The organism is Aliarcobacter thereius LMG 24486 (genome assembly GCF_004214815.1).
GTDB lineage: Bacteria > Campylobacterota > Campylobacteria > Campylobacterales > Arcobacteraceae > Aliarcobacter > Aliarcobacter thereius.
Genome location: NZ_CP035926.1, coordinates 1,266,475 through 1,287,599, shown reverse-complemented (window position 1 = coordinate 1,287,599; position 21,125 = coordinate 1,266,475). Strand labels below are relative to the sequence as shown.

At 26.7% G+C, this 21,125-nt stretch carries 22 protein-coding genes and 1 pseudogene; 4 read left to right on the top strand and 19 right to left on the bottom strand.

Annotated elements, in window-relative coordinates; genetic code table 11:
- A complete protein-coding gene (gene panB, locus ATH_RS06670; protein WP_066390191.1) occupies positions 1-810 on the bottom strand; it encodes a 3-methyl-2-oxobutanoate hydroxymethyltransferase in 810 nt (269 codons plus the stop codon).
- A gap of 97 nt (positions 811-907) precedes the next feature.
- Here panB and trpA point away from each other — a divergent pair, with 97 nt between their 5' ends.
- Positions 908-1,648, top strand: coding sequence for a tryptophan synthase subunit alpha (trpA, locus tag ATH_RS06665; RefSeq protein WP_066184708.1), 741 nt, complete (start codon positions 908-910; stop codon positions 1,646-1,648).
- A 1-nt stretch (position 1,649) separates the two neighbouring features.
- Positions 1,650-2,384, top strand: coding sequence for an arginyltransferase (locus ATH_RS06660; protein ID WP_083190968.1), 735 nt, complete (start codon positions 1,650-1,652; stop codon positions 2,382-2,384).
- 16 nt (positions 2,385-2,400) lie between these two features.
- On the opposite strand, the gene feoB is transcribed toward ATH_RS06660, so the two are convergent.
- A complete protein-coding gene (gene feoB / locus ATH_RS06655) occupies positions 2,401-4,305 on the bottom strand; it encodes a ferrous iron transport protein B (protein WP_066390192.1) in 1,905 nt (634 codons plus the stop codon).
- A gap of 33 nt (positions 4,306-4,338) precedes the next feature.
- A complete protein-coding gene (locus ATH_RS06650; protein WP_228140842.1) occupies positions 4,339-4,527 on the bottom strand; it encodes a FeoA family protein in 189 nt (62 codons plus the stop codon).
- Between the two features lie 138 nt (positions 4,528-4,665).
- On the opposite strand from ATH_RS06650, the gene ATH_RS06645 reads away from it, so the two are divergent.
- Entirely contained in the window at positions 4,666-5,112 is a 447-nt protein-coding gene (locus ATH_RS06645) for a Fur family transcriptional regulator (RefSeq protein ID WP_066184705.1), read from the top strand.
- A 24-nt stretch (positions 5,113-5,136) separates the two neighbouring features.
- Here the strand turns inward: ATH_RS06645 and ATH_RS06640 are convergent, their stop codons facing one another.
- The 6 genes from ATH_RS06640 to ATH_RS06615 form a co-directional block, all read right to left on the bottom strand.
- Positions 5,137-5,634 carry a flavodoxin gene (locus ATH_RS06640; RefSeq protein WP_066184704.1) on the bottom strand — a complete coding sequence of 166 codons (498 nt, stop codon included), beginning with the start codon at positions 5,632-5,634 and terminating at the stop codon, positions 5,137-5,139.
- Positions 5,635-5,663: 29 nt separating this feature from the next.
- On the bottom strand, positions 5,664-5,984 hold the full coding sequence (locus ATH_RS06635; protein ID WP_066184703.1) for a DUF2325 domain-containing protein: 321 nt from the start codon (positions 5,982-5,984) through the stop codon (positions 5,664-5,666).
- A 138-nt stretch (positions 5,985-6,122) separates the two neighbouring features.
- Entirely contained in the window at positions 6,123-6,620 is a 498-nt protein-coding gene (locus ATH_RS06630) for a transglycosylase SLT domain-containing protein (protein ID WP_066184702.1), read from the bottom strand.
- Positions 6,621-6,710: 90 nt separating this feature from the next.
- A complete protein-coding gene (locus ATH_RS06625; RefSeq protein WP_066184701.1) occupies positions 6,711-7,232 on the bottom strand; it encodes a methylated-DNA--[protein]-cysteine S-methyltransferase in 522 nt (173 codons plus the stop codon).
- Positions 7,216-9,099, bottom strand: a complete 1,884-nt coding sequence (locus ATH_RS06620; RefSeq protein WP_066184700.1) for a glycoside hydrolase family 17 protein — start codon at positions 9,097-9,099, stop codon at positions 7,216-7,218. The genes ATH_RS06625 and ATH_RS06620 overlap by 17 nt, the downstream gene beginning before the upstream one ends.
- A gap of 1 nt (position 9,100) precedes the next feature.
- On the bottom strand, positions 9,101-10,336 hold the full coding sequence (locus tag ATH_RS06615) for a glutamate-5-semialdehyde dehydrogenase (RefSeq protein WP_066184772.1): 1,236 nt from the start codon (positions 10,334-10,336) through the stop codon (positions 9,101-9,103).
- Between the two features lie 119 nt (positions 10,337-10,455).
- Between ATH_RS06615 and ATH_RS06610 the strand changes: the two genes are divergently transcribed.
- Positions 10,456-11,085 carry a hypothetical protein gene (locus ATH_RS06610; protein WP_066184699.1) on the top strand — a complete coding sequence of 210 codons (630 nt, stop codon included), beginning with the start codon at positions 10,456-10,458 and terminating at the stop codon, positions 11,083-11,085.
- A 13-nt stretch (positions 11,086-11,098) separates the two neighbouring features.
- Here ATH_RS06610 and ATH_RS06605 read toward each other — a convergent pair whose 3' ends face one another.
- From ATH_RS06605 to ATH_RS06560, 10 genes and pseudogenes are all read right to left on the bottom strand, one after another.
- Positions 11,099-11,494: a PAS domain-containing protein gene (locus ATH_RS06605; protein ID WP_066184698.1), complete on the bottom strand. Its 396-nt coding sequence runs from the start codon at positions 11,492-11,494 to the stop codon at positions 11,099-11,101.
- 15 nt (positions 11,495-11,509) lie between these two features.
- Positions 11,510-12,115: pseudogene (locus ATH_RS10085) on the bottom strand (methyl-accepting chemotaxis protein); the annotation flags it as partial.
- 865 nt (positions 12,116-12,980) lie between these two features.
- Positions 12,981-13,661, bottom strand: a complete 681-nt coding sequence (locus ATH_RS06595; protein ID WP_066184696.1) for a YggS family pyridoxal phosphate-dependent enzyme — start codon at positions 13,659-13,661, stop codon at positions 12,981-12,983.
- A gap of 9 nt (positions 13,662-13,670) precedes the next feature.
- Positions 13,671-14,729: an RIP metalloprotease RseP gene (gene rseP / locus ATH_RS06590; protein ID WP_066184695.1), complete on the bottom strand. Its 1,059-nt coding sequence runs from the start codon at positions 14,727-14,729 to the stop codon at positions 13,671-13,673.
- A gap of 8 nt (positions 14,730-14,737) precedes the next feature.
- Positions 14,738-15,280, bottom strand: a complete 543-nt coding sequence (gene pgsA, locus ATH_RS06585; protein WP_066184694.1) for a CDP-diacylglycerol--glycerol-3-phosphate 3-phosphatidyltransferase — start codon at positions 15,278-15,280, stop codon at positions 14,738-14,740.
- Positions 15,280-16,059: an enoyl-ACP reductase gene (locus tag ATH_RS06580; protein ID WP_066184693.1), complete on the bottom strand. Its 780-nt coding sequence runs from the start codon at positions 16,057-16,059 to the stop codon at positions 15,280-15,282. Before ATH_RS06580 ends, pgsA begins: the two co-directional genes overlap by 1 nt.
- The gene (gene dapA / locus ATH_RS06575; protein WP_066184692.1) at positions 16,059-16,946 is read right to left on the bottom strand and encodes a 4-hydroxy-tetrahydrodipicolinate synthase; all 888 of its coding nucleotides are present in this window, start codon (positions 16,944-16,946) and stop codon (positions 16,059-16,061) included. The genes ATH_RS06580 and dapA overlap by 1 nt, the downstream gene beginning before the upstream one ends.
- Before the next feature lie 9 nt (positions 16,947-16,955).
- Positions 16,956-18,218, bottom strand: a complete 1,263-nt coding sequence (locus ATH_RS06570) for a M16 family metallopeptidase (protein WP_228140843.1) — start codon at positions 18,216-18,218, stop codon at positions 16,956-16,958.
- Positions 18,219-18,265: 47 nt separating this feature from the next.
- Positions 18,266-19,327 (bottom strand): quinone-dependent dihydroorotate dehydrogenase, encoded by a 1,062-nt coding sequence (locus tag ATH_RS06565; protein WP_066184690.1) that lies wholly within the window; start codon positions 19,325-19,327, stop codon positions 18,266-18,268.
- Between the two features lie 44 nt (positions 19,328-19,371).
- On the bottom strand, positions 19,372-21,081 hold the full coding sequence (locus ATH_RS06560; RefSeq protein ID WP_066184689.1) for an ABC transporter ATP-binding protein: 1,710 nt from the start codon (positions 21,079-21,081) through the stop codon (positions 19,372-19,374).
- Positions 21,082-21,125 lie beyond the last annotated feature (44 nt).

Here is a 21,125-nt window from a genome sequence, read left to right as displayed (position 1 = left end):
TTAATACTCTTCTTCTTTTGATGGAAAACTTTTGTTTTGAACATCTTCTCTATATCTTTCTGAAGCATTTTTTATTAAAGATGCACCATCTAAATAGTGTCTTACAAATTTTGGTTTAAACTCTTCAAAAAATCCAAACATATCAGACCAAACTAAAACTTGACCATCTGTATCTGCTCCTGCTCCAATACCAATAGTAGGAATATTTATAGATTCTGATATTTTTTTTGCAACATCACTCATAACTCCTTCAACTACAATAGCAAAAGCACCAGCTTCTTCAACAGCAATTGCATCTTTAATTAATTGTTCTTCATCTTCTTTTGTTTTTCCTCTAACTTTGTAACCACCTTCGCTTCTTACATATTGTGGCATTAAACCAATATGACCCATAACTGCAATTGAGTTTGAAGTTAGATATTTTATAATATCAGCTTTATCTTCACCACCTTCAATTTTAACAGCACTAGCTTCAGTTTCTTTATATACTTTTACACAATTTTTTAAAGCATCATTTTTGTTTGAGTAAGTTCCAAAAGGCATATCTGTAATCACAAATGCACCTTTTGCACCTGTACAAACTGCGTTTGTGTGGTAAATCATTTGTTTTAAATTTGCACTTAAAGTGTCATTTTTACCAGCAAAACTCATATTTAGACTATCTCCCACCAATATCATATCGGCACTATTTTTTAATAAGTTTGCAAAAAGAGCATCATATGCTGTTATAACTGTTAATTTATATTTATTTTTTGCTTCTTTTATTTTTGTAATATTTATTTTTTTAAAATCATGTTTAATTATACTCATAGTAAAAATCCTAAAATAAAGTGATGTTAATTATATCAAAAAATAGATTTTAATTAGGTTTTCGATAGAATCAAGTAATTTATTTTTAGGAAAAAAGTTGAAAAAATTAGTTGCATATATTACTACTTCATATCCAAACAAAGAGTTTACAGTTGATTTAGCATTAAGTCTAAAAGAAAGTGGTGTCGATAGTTTAGAGTTAGGAGTTCCATTTAGTGATCCTGTTGCAGATGGACCTGTTATTGAAAAAGCAAATTTATTAGCTCTTAAAAATGGTTTTAAACTTGAAAATCTTTTCTATGTAACACAAAAAATATCAAAAGAGATAGATACTTTATATATGGGATATATGAATCCTTTTTATCATTATGGATTTGATGAATTCTTAGAAAAATCAAGTTCTTTAGGTGTTAGTGGAACAATTATTCCAGATATGCCTTTTGAAATGGCACAAAAATATAATAAATCTTTTGAAAAATATAATATCTCAAATATTACATTCGTAGCTCCAACAACTCCAAAAGATAGAGTAAAAATGCTTGTAGAAAATTCAGAAAAGTTTATTTATATGGTTGCTTATGCTGGAATTACTGGAAGTGGAAGAGATGAAGATTTAAGTAAAACAATTTCTGATATTAGAGAATATACAAAAACACCTTTATATATTGGTTTTGGAGTAGATGAAAAAACTTGTAAAGCAAAGTCAAAAGATCTTGATGGGGTTATTGTAGGAAGTGCTTTTGTAAAACATCTTTTAGATGATAGCTTAAGTAGTAGTGAAAAAATAAAAAAAATCTCAAATATTGCAAAAGAGATAAAAAGAAAGATAAACGAATAGTATGCAAATACTAAATCAAGATATGGAATTTTTTGAGCAGAATCGTTCTTGCTCATATTTTGATAATGAGAGATCTGATATGAGATATCAGTTTTTAAATAGCTGTAGTATAGAAAATTATAGAGATAAATTAATAAGAGGTTGGAGAAGATTTGGAAAAGTTCATTTTGTACCTGAGTGTAAATCTTGTACAAAATGTGTATCTATGAGAATAGATGTTAAAAACTATAAATTTTCTAAATCAGAAAAAAGAGTATTAAATAAAAATAAAAATACAAAGATAGCTATTAGAACACCTGAAGTTACACTTGAACATTTAGAACTTTATGATAAATACCACTCTTTTATGAATAAAAAGAAAAACTGGCCATATCATAAAATTGCTATTGATGAATATATAAAATCTTATGTTGAGGGAAATAGCTTATATGCAAAAGAATTTTTGTATATAAAAGAGGATAAATTAATTGGAGTTGCTTTTGTAGATGTTTTACCAGATGCAATATCTTCTATTTATTGTTTTTATGATCATGATTATGAAGATTTATCTATTGGAAAATTTTCTATTCTTTTTCAAATTCAAGTTGCAAAAGAGTTAGATATCCCATATATTTACCTTGGATACTGGATTAAAGATCATTTTTCTATGGGATATAAGGAGTCTTACTCTCCTTTTGAGATTTTAGAAAATAGACCAAGCTTACTTGAAAAACCAATTTGGAAAGAGTATAAATAAGATTAGAAAACTAATCTTATATTATAAGTTTTGTAATATTGTAAACAATATATGAAATAATCCAAGCTGTTGATGTTGTAAATATAAATAAATAAGCTAGATATTTTATTCCACCAGCTTCTTTGGCAAATACAACTGATGCTGCTAAACAAGGCATATAAATAATAACAAAAACAATAAAAGCTATTGCAGACTCTTTTGGTATATTATTTTTAATATTTTCTAATAAAGTATTTGAAGTTTCATCATTTTCCTCACCTAAACCATATAAAATAGCTAAAGTTGATACAACAATCTCTTTTGCAGCAAGTCCTGTTTCAAGTGCAACAGCCATTCTCCAATCAAAACCTAAAGGCTCAAAAAATGGTTCACTAAATTTTCCAAGTTTTCCTAAATAAGAGTTCTCAAGATTATATAAAGCTAAAGAATTCTCCAATTTACTTTTTTCTTCATCTAAACTTAGAAGCTCAATTTTTGCTTGAATTTCTTCTTCATATTCAAGATTTTTTGGGTAGTTACTCATAAACCATATTAAAATTGAAGCTGCTAAAATAAATGTACCAGCTTTTTTAAGATACATAAATGCTTTGTTTTTTACAGAATGATATATTAGTTTTGTTGATGGAGCTCTATATTTTGGCATTTCCATAACAAAAGGTTCATCTTCTCCTTTAAAAACAATAATTCTTAGTATTTTTGCAGCAAATAAACCTAATACTGCACCTGAAATATAAATTAAAAATAGTATATTCCCAGCACTATTTGAATCAAAAAAAGCACCTACAAAAAGAACATAAATAGGTAATCTAGCTCCACAAGACATAAAACCTATTATAAATAGAGTTAAAAGTCTATCTCTATCATTTTTTAAAGTTCTTGCTGCCATATATGCAGGAACAGAGCAACCAAAACCACTAACTAAGGGAATAAAAGATTTTCCATGTAGTCCAAATCTATGTAAAATACCATCAAGTAAAAAAGATACTCTACTCATATAACCTGTATTCTCGAGTAAAGATATTCCTAAAAAAAGTATTATAATATTTGGTAAAAATAAAATTACAGCACCAACTCCAGCTATAATTCCATCACCAATTAAACTAGCTAATGTACCATCTCCTAAAAAAGATTTAGTTTGTATAATCAAATCACTTGTTAAATCCTCAATAAACTCCATAGGAATCTCACCCATAGTGAATGTTAATTGAAATAAACACCACATTAAAAAAAGAAAAATAGGAAGACCAATATATTTATTCATCAATATAGAATCTATTTTTTCTGTATTTGTTTTTTCTTTATTATTTTTAAATTTTGATGAGGTTTTTATAGCATTATTTACAAAGGAGAATTTATGATTTAAGATATCTTTATTTGATAAAGATTTATTTGAAAAAGAACTATTTTCTATTGTTAAATCTTGTTCATAAGTAGAAATTATCTCATCTAAAAGAGTAATTAAGCCCTCTTTTTTTAAAGCACTTGTTTTTATACAGGGAGTTTTTAAAAAAGTAGATAGTTTTTTCTCATCTATTTCTATACCTTCACTTTTTGCTTCATCACTCATATTTAAAGCTATAATAAGCTTTTTATTTAAAGATAGAATTTCACTTGTTAAAAGTAAATTTCTTTGTAAATTTGTACTATCAACAACATTTAAAATAAGATCATAATTCTCTTTTTTTAAAAAATCACTAACTACTTTTTCTTCTAAAGAATAACTATTTAAAGAGTATGTTCCTGGTAAATCAATGATTTGAATATTGAAATTTTTGTACTTAAAATCTATAAGTTTTTTTTCAACTGTAACTCCTGAAAAATTTCCAACTCTTAATTTTGAATTAGAAATTGAGTTTATAAGCATAGACTTTCCAACATTTGGTTGTCCAATTAGAGCAATTTTAATATTTTTTTCTAACATATTTCAACCTTTATTTTTGAAGCTTCAGATGATCTAAGAGCAATTTTTGATTGATTGATTGATTTTTATTTCTAGTGTTTTTTTAGCTATTGATTTTGCTGTTACAACGAGCTTTTCATCTTTAATTACTCCAAATGAGTAAAGTCTATTTCTTAAAATATCATCGCAATTTATTTCAACTATTTTTGCCTCTTTATTAATTTCTAAATCATTTATACACATAATGAACCTTTTTATAATAATGATTATTATAACAATAGTAGGAAAAAATAATCTTAAATTTTTGTAAATAAAATAAAAAATTTGAATTTTTCTTAAACTTTAGCTATACTAAAGAGTTTAATTATATAGAGGTATTTTATGAAAGAAATATTAAAACAAGACGAAATTATTGAAGATTTAAAGAAAATTGTCAAACAAAAAGGACTTAAATATACTGAACAGCGAGAGATAGTTCTAAGTATTCTTTTAAGTGCTGATGATCATTTAACTGCTGAAGAGATTTATAATAAAATTAAAACAGAGTATCCTAATACAAACGTTGGTATAGCAACAGTTTATAGAGCTTTGAGCTTTCTAGAGGAAGTAGAATTAATTGCATCTATAAATTTTGGAACAGATGGTAAAAAGTATGAAAGTAATGCAAAATCGCATCATGATCACTTAATTTGTACAGACTGTGGACTTATCGTTGAATTTGTTGATGATGAAATAGAAAAGAGACAAGAGAAAATAGCAAAAGCTAATAAATTTAAAATAACAGACCATTCAATGCAATTGTATGGTCTTTGTGAAGCTTGTCAATAAAAAAGTAGTATTATTTATACTACTTTATAATATTTCAGATTTAATGAGTTCTATCCACTGATTAACTCTATCTTCTGTTAACTCACTTTGATTGTCTTCATCTATCACTAATCCAACAAAATCATTTTCAACTTGAGCTCTTGAGTAATCATGATAATATCCTTTAATAGAGGTAAATCCTATTATATTTGCATTCGATTCTTTTAATTGTTCATAAATTATACCTATTGCATCAGCAAATTCATCTCCATAGCTCTCTTGATCCCCTAAGCCAAAAATAGCAATAGTTTTTTGGGAAAAATCTAATTTACTAAAATCTTTCCAAACATCTTCCCAGTCATCATTTAATTCACCATTTCCCCAAGTTGAAGCTCCTAAAATGAGTTTATCATACTCATTCATCTTTTCTACTTTAGTTTTAGCTAGGTTAAATGTATCTATTTTCCCTAGTTTATTTGAAATATTTTTTGCAATATCTTCACAGTTCCCGCTATTACTTCCATAAAATATAGCTGTTGCCATTTATTTGTCCTTTATTTTTTATTTATATATTAATTAGAATTTACATAACATTGTGAGCAATCTTTTATACCCATAATCTTTACATACTCGTCATAAACACAAGATGTTGATCTCTTTGCACAAATAAAAGGAATATTTCTTTTTTTTGCTTCACTTTTATACTTAAGCATAGTATTATGATTTAAAAAAGATGTAAGCATTACTATACAGTCTGTATCTAAAGGAACTTTCTTTTTTGGTGCAGAAGATTTCTTTCTTGCATCCCAATGATTAATATTTTTTGCTCCAAGTCCCATTAACATAGAACTAATTTGTGATATTTGGTCTCCACCAATTATAAGAATACTCATATATAAATCCTTGTATTGATAATTAATATCAAATATTATTGAAATGTAACTTAGAATTATATTAAATTATGATAATTGATATCAAAAAGATTATTGGATTGAGAGAAAATGAATTTAGTTTAAACTAAATTCATTTGTTTAGACATTTATTTTTTTAAGTTCTCTTATTATTGAAGCGATTTCTCTTGAGTAAGTTCTTGCTTTTTTAGAATTATATCTATAACCCGCATTATAACTTCCCCAAACTTTATGCCAATCATTTTTATGTACTTTTTTCCAAAAGTTTAGCTCTTCAATTGCATTTTGAGTTGCAAATTCAAAATCAAAAACTAATTTAGAAGCAAAAACATTTCTATTCCAAGAAGTATTTCTTATATTTTGTCTATTTAAAACTGTTGTAATATTTGCTTGATAAACACCAAAGTCTTTTGATGAAATATTTATCATATATGCACCAAGTTTTGATTCTTTAATTGCAATGGCCATAAGTGAGTAGCTAAGACCACTCTCTTTACCTTTTTTCTTTATCTCTTTTAACATCTCAAGTTGTTCTTGACTTAAGTTTTGTAGGTCTATTGCATGGGCGAAAAAATTAAATGTCAATAAAAAAATTGTAAATAAAAATTTTATTTTCAATATATTCTCCTAATTTATAATTAAAATTTAATAGATATTTTATTTAAAATATCTTTAAAAGTAGTTAATAAAGTTATTAAGTAATTTTTCTTAATATTTTTGATTAATACTTTCTACTCTTAGAAGTTCTTTTTTTATATCTATTCCACCTGTATAACCTCCTATTTCACCATTGTGAGATATCACTCTGTGACAAGGAATTATGATGCTTATTCTATTTCTTCCATTTGCATTTGCAACAGCTCTAAAAGCTTTTTCATTTCCTAACATACTGGCTTCTTCTTTATAACTTATGGTTTTTCCATAAGGAATAGTAGTCAAAATATTCCAAACTTTTTTCTGAAATTCAGTTCCAAATGTTTTATAACTTATTGTAAAAGAGACTCTTTTATTATTAAAATATTCGATTAGTTCTTCTTTTAATTTAATAAATTCTTCATCATTCTTTTCTACATATTCAGAATTTAACTCTTTTTTAAAAAATTCTAAGCTTTTATTAAAATCTTTACTAAAAGGAGATAGATATATTAAATCACTATCATAAGAAATTACTTGAAAAGTAATCTTATGAATAGTAAAAGACGAAAAAAATATTTTACTTTCTGAGTTCATTATATTTTGAACTAAATCTATAAATTATTATTAAAAATGCAATGGATGCTAAAAAGATATTTGTTAATGTTAAAGAGATTAAAGTAACAAAAAGTGCAATTATTAATATAAATTTATATGAAAATAAATAGTAAAGTAGGGCAAGAGTTAAAGAAAATACTCCTAAATAGTTAAAATATAGCATATACCAAATATATCCTACACTATTACATAATAAATTCTTTGAATTATTTTGACAATAGAAGCCAAGAGATTCATTATAAAGTATAAAATATTTAAATAACAATGCAATAAACATAAAAGAGAATAGATATAATAATGGTTTTATTAAGTCTTTTAATTTTACTTTTGAAGCAAAAAATAGAAAAACAACAAGGCTTAAATTTATTAAAAAGATAGATTGACTAAATATATTTTTTATACCTTCATTGTAAAAAATAAAAATAGTATTAAACAATAAAAACAATGAAACTATTTTATCAAATGAAGCAAGTTTTAATCTATCTAATTTATTTGAGTAGTTATAGATAAATGATATTAATAAAATATATAAAACAAAAATCTCAAAGTTTTCATATCTTCCATTAAATGCTAGTTTTGAACTAATTATAAATAGAATAGATAAAAATAGGTAAAAAGTTATTTTAGGTAATGTCTTATAATTATTATCTAAAGATTTATTATAAATAATAAAAATATAAGAGTATAAAGCCAAAGCAATAAGTATTAATGCCCATAAAAATTCATAAAAATTTCTTACTGTATGAAAATATTGATCAATTTGAAAAACTATTAAAATAGAGCAGATAAGATTAAAAATTGTTATTTTTATATAGTTTTTTAAAGAAGATTCTTTTGATACAAATTTATACATAATATAAAAGAATAGAATTAAATTTAAAAAAGTTAAACTTAGGTAATTTGGGAAATCACTTACATAAGAATTAAATACATTTTTATCTTTTCTATCTTCATCAAAAACTCCCCAATAACCTCCAACAGCACCTTCATTTGATCTTTTCCAAGCTTGGTCAATGGCTTCAATAATATTATAATCCCAAGAATAAGAGTTTGCTAATTGAATAAAACCTCTGATATATTCAGCTTGATTTACTCTTGATGCAAAGGCTTCTTTTCTTACTCGTCCATTACTTGGCCAACCTGTTTCACCAATTAAGATATTACTACTATTTAACTCATCTTCAACATGTAATCTTACATCTTTAACATGTTCTATGGCATCTTTAATATTTTTTGGTTCATCTTCCCAATATGGCAAAATATGAATTGTAATAAAATCAACATAATCTTTTAGTTCTTTATTTTTCAACCAAAATTCCCAAACATCAGCATATGTTACTTTGTATTCTGGGAATATATTCTTTACCTCTTTTAAATAAGAGATTAATTGTTCTTTTGATGCATCTCTTCTTAAAAGAACTTCATTTCCTACAATTATAGATTTAATAGTATTTGGATAAAGATTTTTTAGTTCTTTTAAAGTATTAATTTCTGCTTTTGCCTGTTTCTCTTCTTTTCCTATCCAAATACCTGCATGAATTTTCATATTTAAATCATTTGCAACTTTAAATACTAATTCTTGACCAACAGTTGAATATGTTCTTATGCAAGAGGTATATTTTTGTAATAATATTAAATCATTCTTTATATTTTTCTCTTTTAAAATCATACCTTTATCAAATAAGAAAGGAGATTCATTCTTGTTATAAGGAGCATAAGATAAACAAGAGACTTCTTCTATTTTAGTAATGTTTTCATCTATACTAAAATATTTTTCTAAACTTTGCCAAAAAAATATTATTAGAACTAGAGAAAATATAGTTAATGTACTTTTAAAATAATTCATATTATTTTCTTATATGACCATCTCCATATATTTTGTACTTAAATGTTGTTAAATCTTCAATTCCCATTGGACCTCTTGAATGAAGTTTATTTGTAGATATCCCAACTTCAGCACCTAAACCAAACTCTCCACCATCTGTAAATCTTGTACTAGCATTTGCATATACACAAGCAGCATCAATTTTATCTAAGAAATAGTTTATATTTGAATAGTTTTCACTAATAATTGCTTCTGAATGACCTGAGCCATGTTTTTGAATATGCGTTATTGCTTCATCAATATTTTCAACTAATTTTATATTCAAAATATTTTCTAGATACTCTTTATCAAAATCTTCTTCTTGTACAAGGTTTGCATCAATATATTTTAAAGATTCATTACAAGCAAATACTTTTGTTTCATTATCTTTTAGAATCCCAAAAATTGGTTTTAAAAAAGTATCTGCTAACTCTTTATGAATTAAAAGTGTTTCTAAAGCATTACAAGCACTAGGTCTTTGGCATTTTGCATTTATAATTATTTCAAATGCTTTTTTTGTATTTGCTTCTTTATCAATATATGTATGACAAACTCCTTTATCATGTTTTACAACAGGAATTGTAGAATTTTTAGTTATAAATTTAATAAGAGCTTCTCCACCTCTTGGTACAATTAAATCTACATATTTATCTTCAACAATTAGCTTAGCAACACCTTCACGGCTACTATCAGGAAGTAAAGATATAGCCTCTTTTGGTAAAGAGTTTGTTTTTAAAACTTCTTGAAGAATATTTGCTATTGCTTTATTTGAGTTCTCTGCTTCTTTCCCACCTTTTAAAACACAAACATTTCCACTTTTAAAACAAAGTGCTGCTGTATCACTTGTTACATTTGGTCTACTTTCATAAATTATCCCAATAACTCCAATAGGAATTGATACTTTTTGAATATTTAAACCATCTTTTGTAAGCCAACCATCAAGAACTCTTCCAACAGGATCCTTTTGACTTGCAATTTGTCTAATTGCATCTGCCATATCGATTACTCTTTTTTCATTTAATAAAAGCCTATCAATCATAGCTGAACTTAAATCTAAGTTTTTTGCTACTTCTAAATCTTTTTTATTTTCATCTATTAAAAGATTTGTATTTTCTACTAAAGCATCAGCCATTTGTAAAAGAATATGATCTTTTATTGAACTTTTAAGAGTTGAAATAATAGTACTACTTTGTTTTGCTTTTTTTAAGAAATCTTGCACTTTTTTTCCTTTTAGATTTTGAATAATATACATAAAAAATACTTTAATAGTGCTTTTAAAAAGATTAAGTTTAAATTAATTTTAAGAATTGTAGAATATTAAAAATATAAGGAGATTATATGCAAGTAAATCATAATACAAATACAGCTTTAAATACTTTTAAGGATAATTCTAATTTAAAAGTAGATTCAAATAAAAGTGAAGCAACAAATAATAAAGCAAGTGAATCTGTTGAAAAGATAATTAATAACTCAGCTTCAAAAGTAGCAATTTCAATGAATGCACAATTTATTTTATTTGAAATGAATGCAAAATCTATGATGCAAAATTCAGCTATTGCTCAAAATAGTTTTGACTTAAATAATATAACAAAAGATCAGCAAAGTGTTTTAGATTTTCTTGAAGGAACTGGTAAAATAAATGATATGAGTTTATCAGACATTGGTTATATTGGAAAACCAATTTTATCTTTAACTCCAGATGAAGCGACAAAATTAGTAAGTGAAGATGGTTTTTTTGGAATAACTCAAACTTCTGATAGAGTTTCTGGATTTGTTTTTAGTTTTGCAGGAGATGATTTAGAAAAACTTCAAAAAGGAAGAGATGGAATAGTTCAAGGCTTTGAAGAAGCAAATAAACTTTTTGGTGGAAATCTTCCTGAAATTTCATATAAAACTCAAGAAAGAACTTTAGCATTAATTGATGCTAAAATAGAGGCTATTAAAAATAGTAAACAGGATAATGAATAAAAAGTAAAAGAGATTAAATCTCTTTTGCTCTTAAATCCTTATATATTTTAGTATAAGTAGCTATTTCTTCATCACTAGCTTTTCTTCTACAAGATAGGAAACCTTTTGTTCCATCACTTGTAATTGTTGGAAATATTGTTGCAAAAACCCAATAAAAGTCTCCACTTTTTGTTGCATTCTTTACATAACCTGTCCAAATTTCACCTTTTTTTACAGTTTCCCATAAGCTTTTAAAAGCAGCTTTTGGCATATCTTTGTGTCTTACAATATTATGTGGGCTTCCAATTAGTTCATCAATTGTAAAACCAGAAATTTCACAAAAATCATCATTTGCAAAAAGAATTTGACCTTTTTCATTAGTTTCACTTACTAAAAAAGCATAATTATCTAATTTAATCTCTTTTGACATTACTTATCCTTTTGCTTAATCTATTTTCTTTGTTCTTGCATCGTCAACTAAAACTTGAGCCATTTTTAGTGTTTGAGAAGCAATATTTGAAACATTACTAGCTTCAACTGAATTTTCCTGAGTTACTCTATCTAAAATAGAAACAGCATCATTTATCTGTTCTATTCCTTGAAGTTGTTCTCTTGATGCTTGGCTAACATCTTGAATAATAGTAATAGTTTCTCCAATTAGTGTATTTAGGTTGTTGTAACCATTTCTCATCTCATCAGAAATTTTTTTACCTTCATTTGTTTTTGATGTTGCATTCTCAACTAAGCTTTTAATCTCTCTAGCAGCTTCGGCACTTCTATTTGCAAGATTTCTTACTTCTTGTGCTACAACTGCAAATCCTTTTCCAGCTTCTCCTGCTGTTGCAGCTTCAACTGCTGCATTTAAACTTAAGATATTTGTTTGAAATGCTATTTGGTCAATTACTTCAATAGCTTCATTTATTGCTTCAACTTTAGAATTGATTTCATCCATAGAAAGAGCAGTTTTATTAGCTAAACCTTCTCCTAAAACAACTGATTCTTTTACATCTTTACTCAAGTGTGCCATTTTTTCAGCATTTTGTGTATTGTTTTTTGTAATAGAAGTTATCTCTTCAAGTGCAGCAGCAGTTTCTTCTAATGATGCAGCTTGAGAATTTGCTTTTGCAGCTAAGTTCTCAACACTTCTATTCATAGTATGAGAATTTTCTTGAAGCAAGTTACCATTTTCAATATTTGATCTTGCATTCTCTTTAAGTTCAGAACCTAATTTATTGATTCTCTCCATTGTTAGTCTCATTTTACCTTTTAAAACAGGATTTATTTTCATCTGTTTTCTATAATCTTGTTCAGCATAAAGACCAACTATTTCAACCAAGTCTTCCATGCTTTGATTTGATTTTACAAGCATATTATTAACAATATTTTTTAGTGTATGAACCATGAAATTTGAAGTGCTTGAATGAATTTGTGAAGTATAAATACCTTGAGAAACTTTATCAAGAGCAATTACTAATTCCCCTAAAACATGCATATCATCATTTCTCATTTTACTATATTTATCAAAATAGACATTTAACTCTTTTAGAATATCTCCAATATCATCATTTTTTATATATTCAGCCCTTCTTATATGGTTTGTTTTAAAGAATAAAAAATCCATTAAATCTTCTATATACTCTTTTATTCTATTTATACCACCAACAACTCTTTTCATTGAGATATAGTTAGTATAAGCAACAATTAATGCAAAAATAATGTTCACAATGATTATTGCTGATATCTTGTTATCACTTAAAATTGCAATTGCACTAATTGATGCAAAACCAACCTGAGCTAGAATAAAATTCAAAAGAAAACGTTTTTTTGAATGTAAATTAACTAACATAATTTTTCCTTATAATACTTTTATAAATTTTAATAAGCGGTGATTCTAGCATAAATAATTTAAAAAAAGATTAATTTTTAAATAAATTAGAGCCCACTCTAATAAGATTTGAACCACAAGCTATTGCTAGTTCAAAATCTTGACTCATTCCCATAGAGCAATATTGTGCGCCAAATTCCTTTAATGAATCAAATATATCTTTTGTAATATCAAAGCTTTTTTTGATTTCATTTTCATCTTTACTATTTGCACCAATTGTCATAATACCTTTTAATATTATATTTGGACAATTTGATAATATATTCTTATAAATGCTAATTGCATTTTTAGGATCTACACCACTTTTACTATCTTCATAACTTGAATTTATTTGAAGTAAACAAGATAGTTTTTTATTTTTTACTTCAAGCTTTTTATTTAATTCTAAAGCTAGTTCAAAAGAGTCCAAAGAGTGAATTAAAGTTGGATTTAAATCAATAAGATTATTTATCTTATTTTTTTGTAAAGTTCCTATAAAATGCCACTCTATTGGTAATTCATCTAAAGATTCACTTTTTTCTTTTAAATCTTGAACTCTATTTTCTCCAAAAGCTCTTTGTCCACTTTCATATAATGTTTTTATATCATCACTTGAAGAGTATTTTGAAACACCAATTATTTTTACAATATGATGTTCAGAAACTCTTAATCTAGCTGCTTCTACTTTTGTTATTAAATCATTAAGATTTTTTATTGCTATAATTTTATCCATAAAAATCCTTTAATTATTTATAAAAATTCTATTTATATCATTATAAATACCCAAAATCATAAGGCTTCCTAAAATAACCCAACCAAAAATTGTTAAGAATATAAAAACTTGATCACTAGGTTTTCTTCTTGTGATCATTTCATATAAATTAAACATAATATGCCCACCATCAAGAGCAGGAATTGGAAGTAAGTTTAATACTCCAAGATTCACAGAAATTAGTGCTGTAATTGCAAGTAAAGCTATAAAAGAGCTTTCACTAGCATCACTTATTACTTTTCCAATTGTAATAACTCCACCTATTTCACTAGAAGGAATAACTCCAGCAATTAGTTTTTGAACACCTTGGAAAATCATTGTTGAAGCAAAAATAGTTTTCTCATATGCAAAAGATATTGATTCAAAGAAGCTTAACTGTAATATTTTTGTTTCACCTTTTGGAGAAATTCCTATCATTCTTTTTTTAATATCTTCATTAAACATATTTTTACTATCTGAAATATGAGGAGCTATTGTTTTTAATATAATTTGATTATCTCTTTTTATAAAAAACTGCAATGTTCCTTGAGTTGAAGTGATTATTTTTCCAATATCATCCCAAGATTCTATACTTTTGTCATTTATTCTAATAATTTCATCATTTGCTTTTATTCCAGCATGAAATGCAGGTGAATTTTCTTGAATATTTCCTACTTTTGCACTAAATACAGTAGCACCTAGATTTGCCATGAAAAGATATAATAAAAATGCTAACAAAAAATTTGCAAAAGGTCCAGCAAATAAAATTATAATTCTTTGCCAAGGTTTTTTTGTATTATAAGAGTCATTTCCTATCTCATTTGAAATTGGTTTTGTATCATCTTGACCTTTCATTTTAACATATCCACCAAGAGGAATTAATGCTATTTGCCAAGTTGTTCCAGCCCAATATTTAGCATATATTTGTTTACCAAATCCAATAGAAAAAGTCTCAACTTTTACACCAAAATATCTTGCTGCAAGAAAATGACCCAACTCATGAAAGAAAACTAGAAAAGATAAAACAAGTAAAAAAGTAATAGTACCCAAAAAAATCCTTAAGCTTTAAAATAATCCCTAGTATATTCAAATCCTGAATAAATAGTTAAAACAACTGCAAGCCATAAAATAGCTGTTGCATATGGCCAATTCATTATTAAAAATCCAATAGCAAACATTTGAACTACTGTTTTAATTTTTCCAGCCATAGTTGAAGCTACATTCTTATTTTCAGCAACAGCAACAACTCTAAGACCTGTTATAAAAAATTCTCTTGAAAGTATTAAAAAAACAGCCCAAGCACTTGCTCTATCAAGTACCATCAAACCTAAGAAACCAGAAAGTACAAGCATTTTATCAGCTAAAGGATCAAGAATTCCACCAAGTTTTGACATTTGATTCCAAGCTCTTGCTATAAAACCATCAAAAAAATCTGTTACAGAAGCTATGATAAAAATAAGTCCAGCAAAATAGTCAAACCAAGATGGATGCCAGTTTTCAAAAAGAGGATTGGCTCTATCTATTAGAAACCAAAGCAACAAAGGTGCTAAGGCAATTCTAAATAGAGCTAAAGAGTTTGGTAAATTTAAACTTTTTTTCATTATCTAAAAGTTGTTCCACCATCAACAATTAATGTATGCCCTGTAACCCAAGAAGCATCTTGAGTACATAGGAAATAACATGATTGTGCTAAATCTTCTGGTTGTCCCATTCTATTTAATGGAGATAACTCAGTAGTTTTTTGTTTTACTTCCTCATAGTTTGTAAATGCTTTAAGTGCATCTGTATCAATTGGACCACCTGAAACTGCATTTACTCTAATATTGAATTCACCTAGTTCTGTTGCTGCGTATCTAACCATTGCTTCAACAGCAGCTTTATTTGTACCATGACCTGAGTAGTTTTCAATATAAACTAAATTTCCTGTTGAAGATAGAGATACTATTGCACCACCACCAACTTTTTGCATTCTTTTTGCAGCTTGTTGTGCTCCACAAACGAAAGCATTTACAGTTGCAGTATAAATATTATTTAAACCTCTTGGTTTTAATTTCATAAATTTACCATAACCACCAACAACAGCTCTTCCATAAATCATAGCATTTGATATAAAGAAGTCAACTCTATCAAAATCTTTATCAATCTCTTCAAAAAGTTCAGAATATTTTTCTGGTTCTAAGATATTAAATGGATATGCTTTACATTTTACACCAAATTTTTTTTCAACATCACTACAAATATCATTTGCTACATCAGCATTTGAATTATAAGTAAAAGCTACATTTACACCATTTTGTGCAAATTTATATACACACTCTTTTCCTATACCTTTTGTTCCTCCAGAAATAACTAAAGTTTTTCCCTTCATAAAGCTATTCATTATTTTTTTACCTCATACTTTTTTAATAAATTTTCTAATTTTGTTATTGTCTCTTTACTTGGACTTGTAAGTGGAAGTCTAAATTCAAGAGTATCTAAAAGACCTGCTAAATACATAGCTGCTTTTATTGGAATTGGATTGCTTTCGCAAAATAGTGCTTGATTTAATTCAAATAGATTATTATGAATTTTTAGAGCAGTTTTGTAATCGCCTTCAAAAATACTATTTACAATTTTTGATTTTAAATCTGGAACTAAGTTTGATGTAACAGAAACTATACCTTTAGCTCCACTTGCAAGCATAGGGAAATCAACTGAATCATCTCCTGAAAATACCATAAAATCTTCTCTTTGAGAGATAATAGAAGTTGCTCTATCTAAAGAACCTGTTGCCTCTTTTATTGCAAATATATTTTTAACATCATCATAAAGTTTAATTGCTGTTTGTGGTAACAAATCAACTCCAGTTCTTCCTGGAACATTATAAAGCATAAAAGGAATTTCAATACTTTGAGCAATTGTTTTATAGTGAATATATAAACCTTCTTGAGTTGGTTTATTATAATAAGGTGCTATAGATAAAATTGCATCAGCTCCTACGCTTTGTGCAAATTTAGCAATATCACAAGCTTCACTTGTTGCATTTGAACCAGCTCCAGCTAGAACTTTTACATTTGTATTTTTACAAGTTGCAACAGCAACTTCAATACACTCTTTATGCTCTTGATGAGATAAAGTAGCACTTTCACCAGTTGTTCCAACAGGAGAAACAGCATCTACACCATTTGCTATTTGTCTTTTTATTAATGATTCATACTTTTCTAAATCTACTTTTCCATTTTTAAATGGGGTTATTAGTGCTGTAATAGAACCTTGAATATTTTCCATTTTTTACCTTTATTCCTCTTGTTTTAAAATAAGAGTTGTTGAATTTTTACTGTTTAGATATTTTTTTGCAACATTTACAATATCTTCTGTTGTTAGCTTCTCTAACTCTTTTTCATAATCTAAAAGAGGTGTTAAATTTCCTCTTACTAAATAATTTCCAAATAAAGAAGCTACATCACTTGAACTTTCAAGTGAATAAATAAAATCAGCTTTTGTATTAATTTTGATTTTGTCTAAATCTTTATTTGATACTTTCCCTGCTTGAATTTTTGCAATTATACCTAAAATCTCTTTTTCTATTTTTAAAGCATCAATATTTTCATTTGCAACAGCCATAAAAATAAAAACACCAGAATCTTTTAGTTCTAAATTATAGGCATAAATACTATTTACTAATTGTTTTTTATCTACTAGTTCTTTTTGTAAAACTGAAGATTTACCACTACTTAAAAGTTGAGATAAAGCACTTAATGCAAGTTGATCTTTGTGCTCAAAATTAGGAATATGATAACTTTTTGCTAACATTTGAACAGCAGAGTTTTTATAAATATTAGCTCTTCTTTCTCCATCTTGTTCCATTTCAACTGTATGTATTGTTTTTGGAACACTTTTTGTATTTTTTATATTTTCAAAATGTTTTTTACTTAATGAAAAAACTTCTTCTTTTTTTATATCACCTGAAACAACAATAATTGCATTTTCTGGTTGATAATAAGTAGAGTGAAAATCTTTTATATCTTCAATTGACCAGTTTTTTATATCATCCATAAAACCAATTGGAGTCCAGTGATATGGATGGTATAAAAATGCTGTATTAAATAGTCTAAACTGTAAATATCCCATTGGATTATTATCAGTTCTCCATCTTCTTTCTTCTGCTACAACATCACGTTCAGGTTGAAACTCTTCATCTTTTAAATTGAGATTTTGCATAAGTTCTGCAAATAGTTCTAAAGATTTATCACTATTTCTTGAACTAGTTTTTATATAGTAGTGAGTATAGTCAAAGCTTGTACTAGCATTGTTTACTCCACCGAAACCTTTTACAATCTCATCAAATTCACCAGCTTTTAGGTTCTTTGTAGATTTAAAATTAAGATGTTCAAGCATATGTGCTATTCCACTTTTTCCCATAATTTCATCTCTACTTCCAACTTTATAAAAAATATTTACAGAGACTACATTTGAGTTATTATTCATAGGAATTGCTACAACTTCTAAACCATTTTTTAGTGTTTTTGTATAGTAGTTTGGTAAACTATTTGCACTCATTATTTCTCCAAAAAATATAAATAGGATAGATACTTTTAAAATGTATCTCATTTTCTAAAATTAGCACCAATTGCTTCAGTTATATTAGAATAGCCATCTTTTTTTAACAATTCAATTAATTCCAAATTTATATTCTTTGCTAAGCTTGGACCTTCAAAAATCAAGCTAGAGTATAATTGAACCAAAGATGCACCACTTTTTATTCTTTCATAAGCATCTTCTGCACTTGAAATACCACCAACACTTATTAGAGTAGTTTTCCCATAAAGCTTAGAAGCAATTTGATCAAAGAATAGTGAAGATTTTTCTTTTAAACACTCTCCACTTAATCCACCAAAGCTTTGAGGGTTTTTTACTAATGAGTAGTCAATTGTTGTATTGTTTGCAATAATTCCACTTGCACCTTCTTTAATAGCAACTTCACAAAGATTTATAGCAACTTTTACATCCATATCAGGAGCAATTTTTAAAAAAATTGGTTTTTTAGTGAGATTTTTTGCCATAGAAAAAAGTTCACTTATGAAATTTTCATTTTGTAAATCTCTTAGATTTGGAGTATTTGGACTAGATATATTTATAATTAAATAGTCAGCATAAGCTTCTAGTTTTTTGATTAAGTTTTTATAATCACTTATAGCAAACTCTTCAGGTGTGTTTTTATTTTTTCCTATATTTACACCTATTGGAATATAAAAAGGATATACTTTTTTTAAGTTTTTTAAAACTTTATGAGAACCTAGATTATTGAAACCCATAGCATTTTGTAAAGATTTTTCATCAGGATGTCTAAAAAGTCTTGGCTTTGGATTACCATTTTGTGGTACTAAAGTAACTGTTCCAATCTCTGTAAAACCAAAACCTAAAGATTTCATAGCTTTTATCATAGAGGCATTTTTATCAAATCCAGCAGCAAGACCAATAGGATTTCTAAAAGTTCTTCCAAATAGTTCTTGTTCTAATACTTTATCTTCTATAAAATTCTTTTTTTCATAATAGTTTCTAGCTAATTTACATTTACCTAAAAATTTTAATCCAAATTCGGCAAAGTTATGAGCTGTTTCAGGCTCAAATTTAAATAGTATTTTTTTTAAAGTTTCATAGCTTAACAAAATCTTTCCTTTTTAAAAAATTTATGGATAGTATCCAAAAAAAATCAAATATTTGCTGAATTGTGAAGTCTTTTAAACTCTTCACAGCTTTCTAAAAGCTCATCATATTTACCAATACTTATAATTTCCCCATTTTTAAACACTGCAATTTTTGTTGCGTTTTTTATAGTACTTAATCTATGTGCAATTACAAAAGTAATCTTATCAGAGCTAACTTCTTCTATAACCTTACTTACAATCTCTTCACTTGCATTATCCAAAGCAGAAGTCGCTTCATCTAAAATCAATATCTTTGGATCTTTATATAGAGCTCTTGCAATAGCAATTCTTTGTCTTTGACCACCACTTAAGTTTGTTCCAGCTTCATCTAAAGTTGTATGAATACCTTTTTTCATACTCATTACAAAATCATAAGCATGAGCTTTTTTTAGAGATTCTACAACTTTAACTTCATCTAACTCTTGTCCATAGGATACATTTGAAGCAATAGAGTCATTAAAAATATAAACTCTTTGTGTAACAATACTTATATTTTCTCTTAAAGTTTTTAAATTAAACTCTTTTATATCTAAATTATTTATAGATATTTTACCACTGCTAGTATCATAAAATCTAGGAATTAGATTAATAAAAGATGATTTTCCACCACCACTATCTCCAACTAAAGCAACTATTTCACCCTTATTTGCTTCTAGGTTTATTTTTTTAAGTGCTTCAAAATCATCATAGAAAAGTGATACATTTGAGAAATTTATATTTTTTATATCTTTTAAAATCTCTTGTTTCCCACCAATTATTTTTGCTTTGATTTTAAACATATCCATAATTCTCTCATTTGCAGCGATTGCATCTTGCATACTGTTATATAGTTTAGAGATTCTTTTTATAGGAGTATAAAGCATAAAAAGTGCTGCTATAAATGAGCTAAATTCACCTGTTGTAAGCTCTGCATTTATTACTTTCATTCCTCCAACCAATACAACAGTAGCAAAAGCTAAACTTCCCAAAATTTCCATCACAGGGGAAGTTAGTTCATTTGTTTTTACTGCTTTCATATTGTATTTGAAGAAAATCATATTAAGCATTGTAAATTTTTTCTTTTCTAAATCTTCACTACTATTTGCTTTGATTATTTCAATATTATTAAAAGATTCATTTAAACTAGCAGTTATATCAGAGTTACTCTCTTGAGATTTAAAAGATAGTTTTTTCATCTTTTTTGCTAAAAGTGCAAGAGGATAAAATGCAAGTGGAAGAACAACTAAGCCGTAAAAAGCTAGTTCAGGTGATCTATAAATTACAAGAGCAACCAAAGCAAATATTGTTAAGGCTTCTCTTATTAATTCTGCTAAAGAGTTTGAAACAGCTCTTTGAATCCTATTTATATCATTTATTATTCTACTTACAAGTTCTCCACTATGTATTTTTTGGAAAAATATATAATCTAGTTTTAAAATATGTCCAAATAAACCATCTCTTACAATTCTTGTAATATCTTGACCAATAAAAGATACAAAATATGCTTGTAAATATCCACCAAAACCTTTTGCAACATAAAGAAGAATAATTATTACAGGCATAATATAGAGCATTTCTATATCTTTATTTATAAAAATATCATCCAATAAAGGTTGAATTGCATAAGCTGTTCCAGCAGTTGCAGCTGCTACAAGTATAATTCCAATAATTCCAAAGATTATTTCTAAAATATAGTTTTTATAAAATGGTGCATACTGCTTAAAAAAGTTTTTCATATTTTTCCTGTTTATTTTTAAAAAAATTCATAGATTTTAACTAA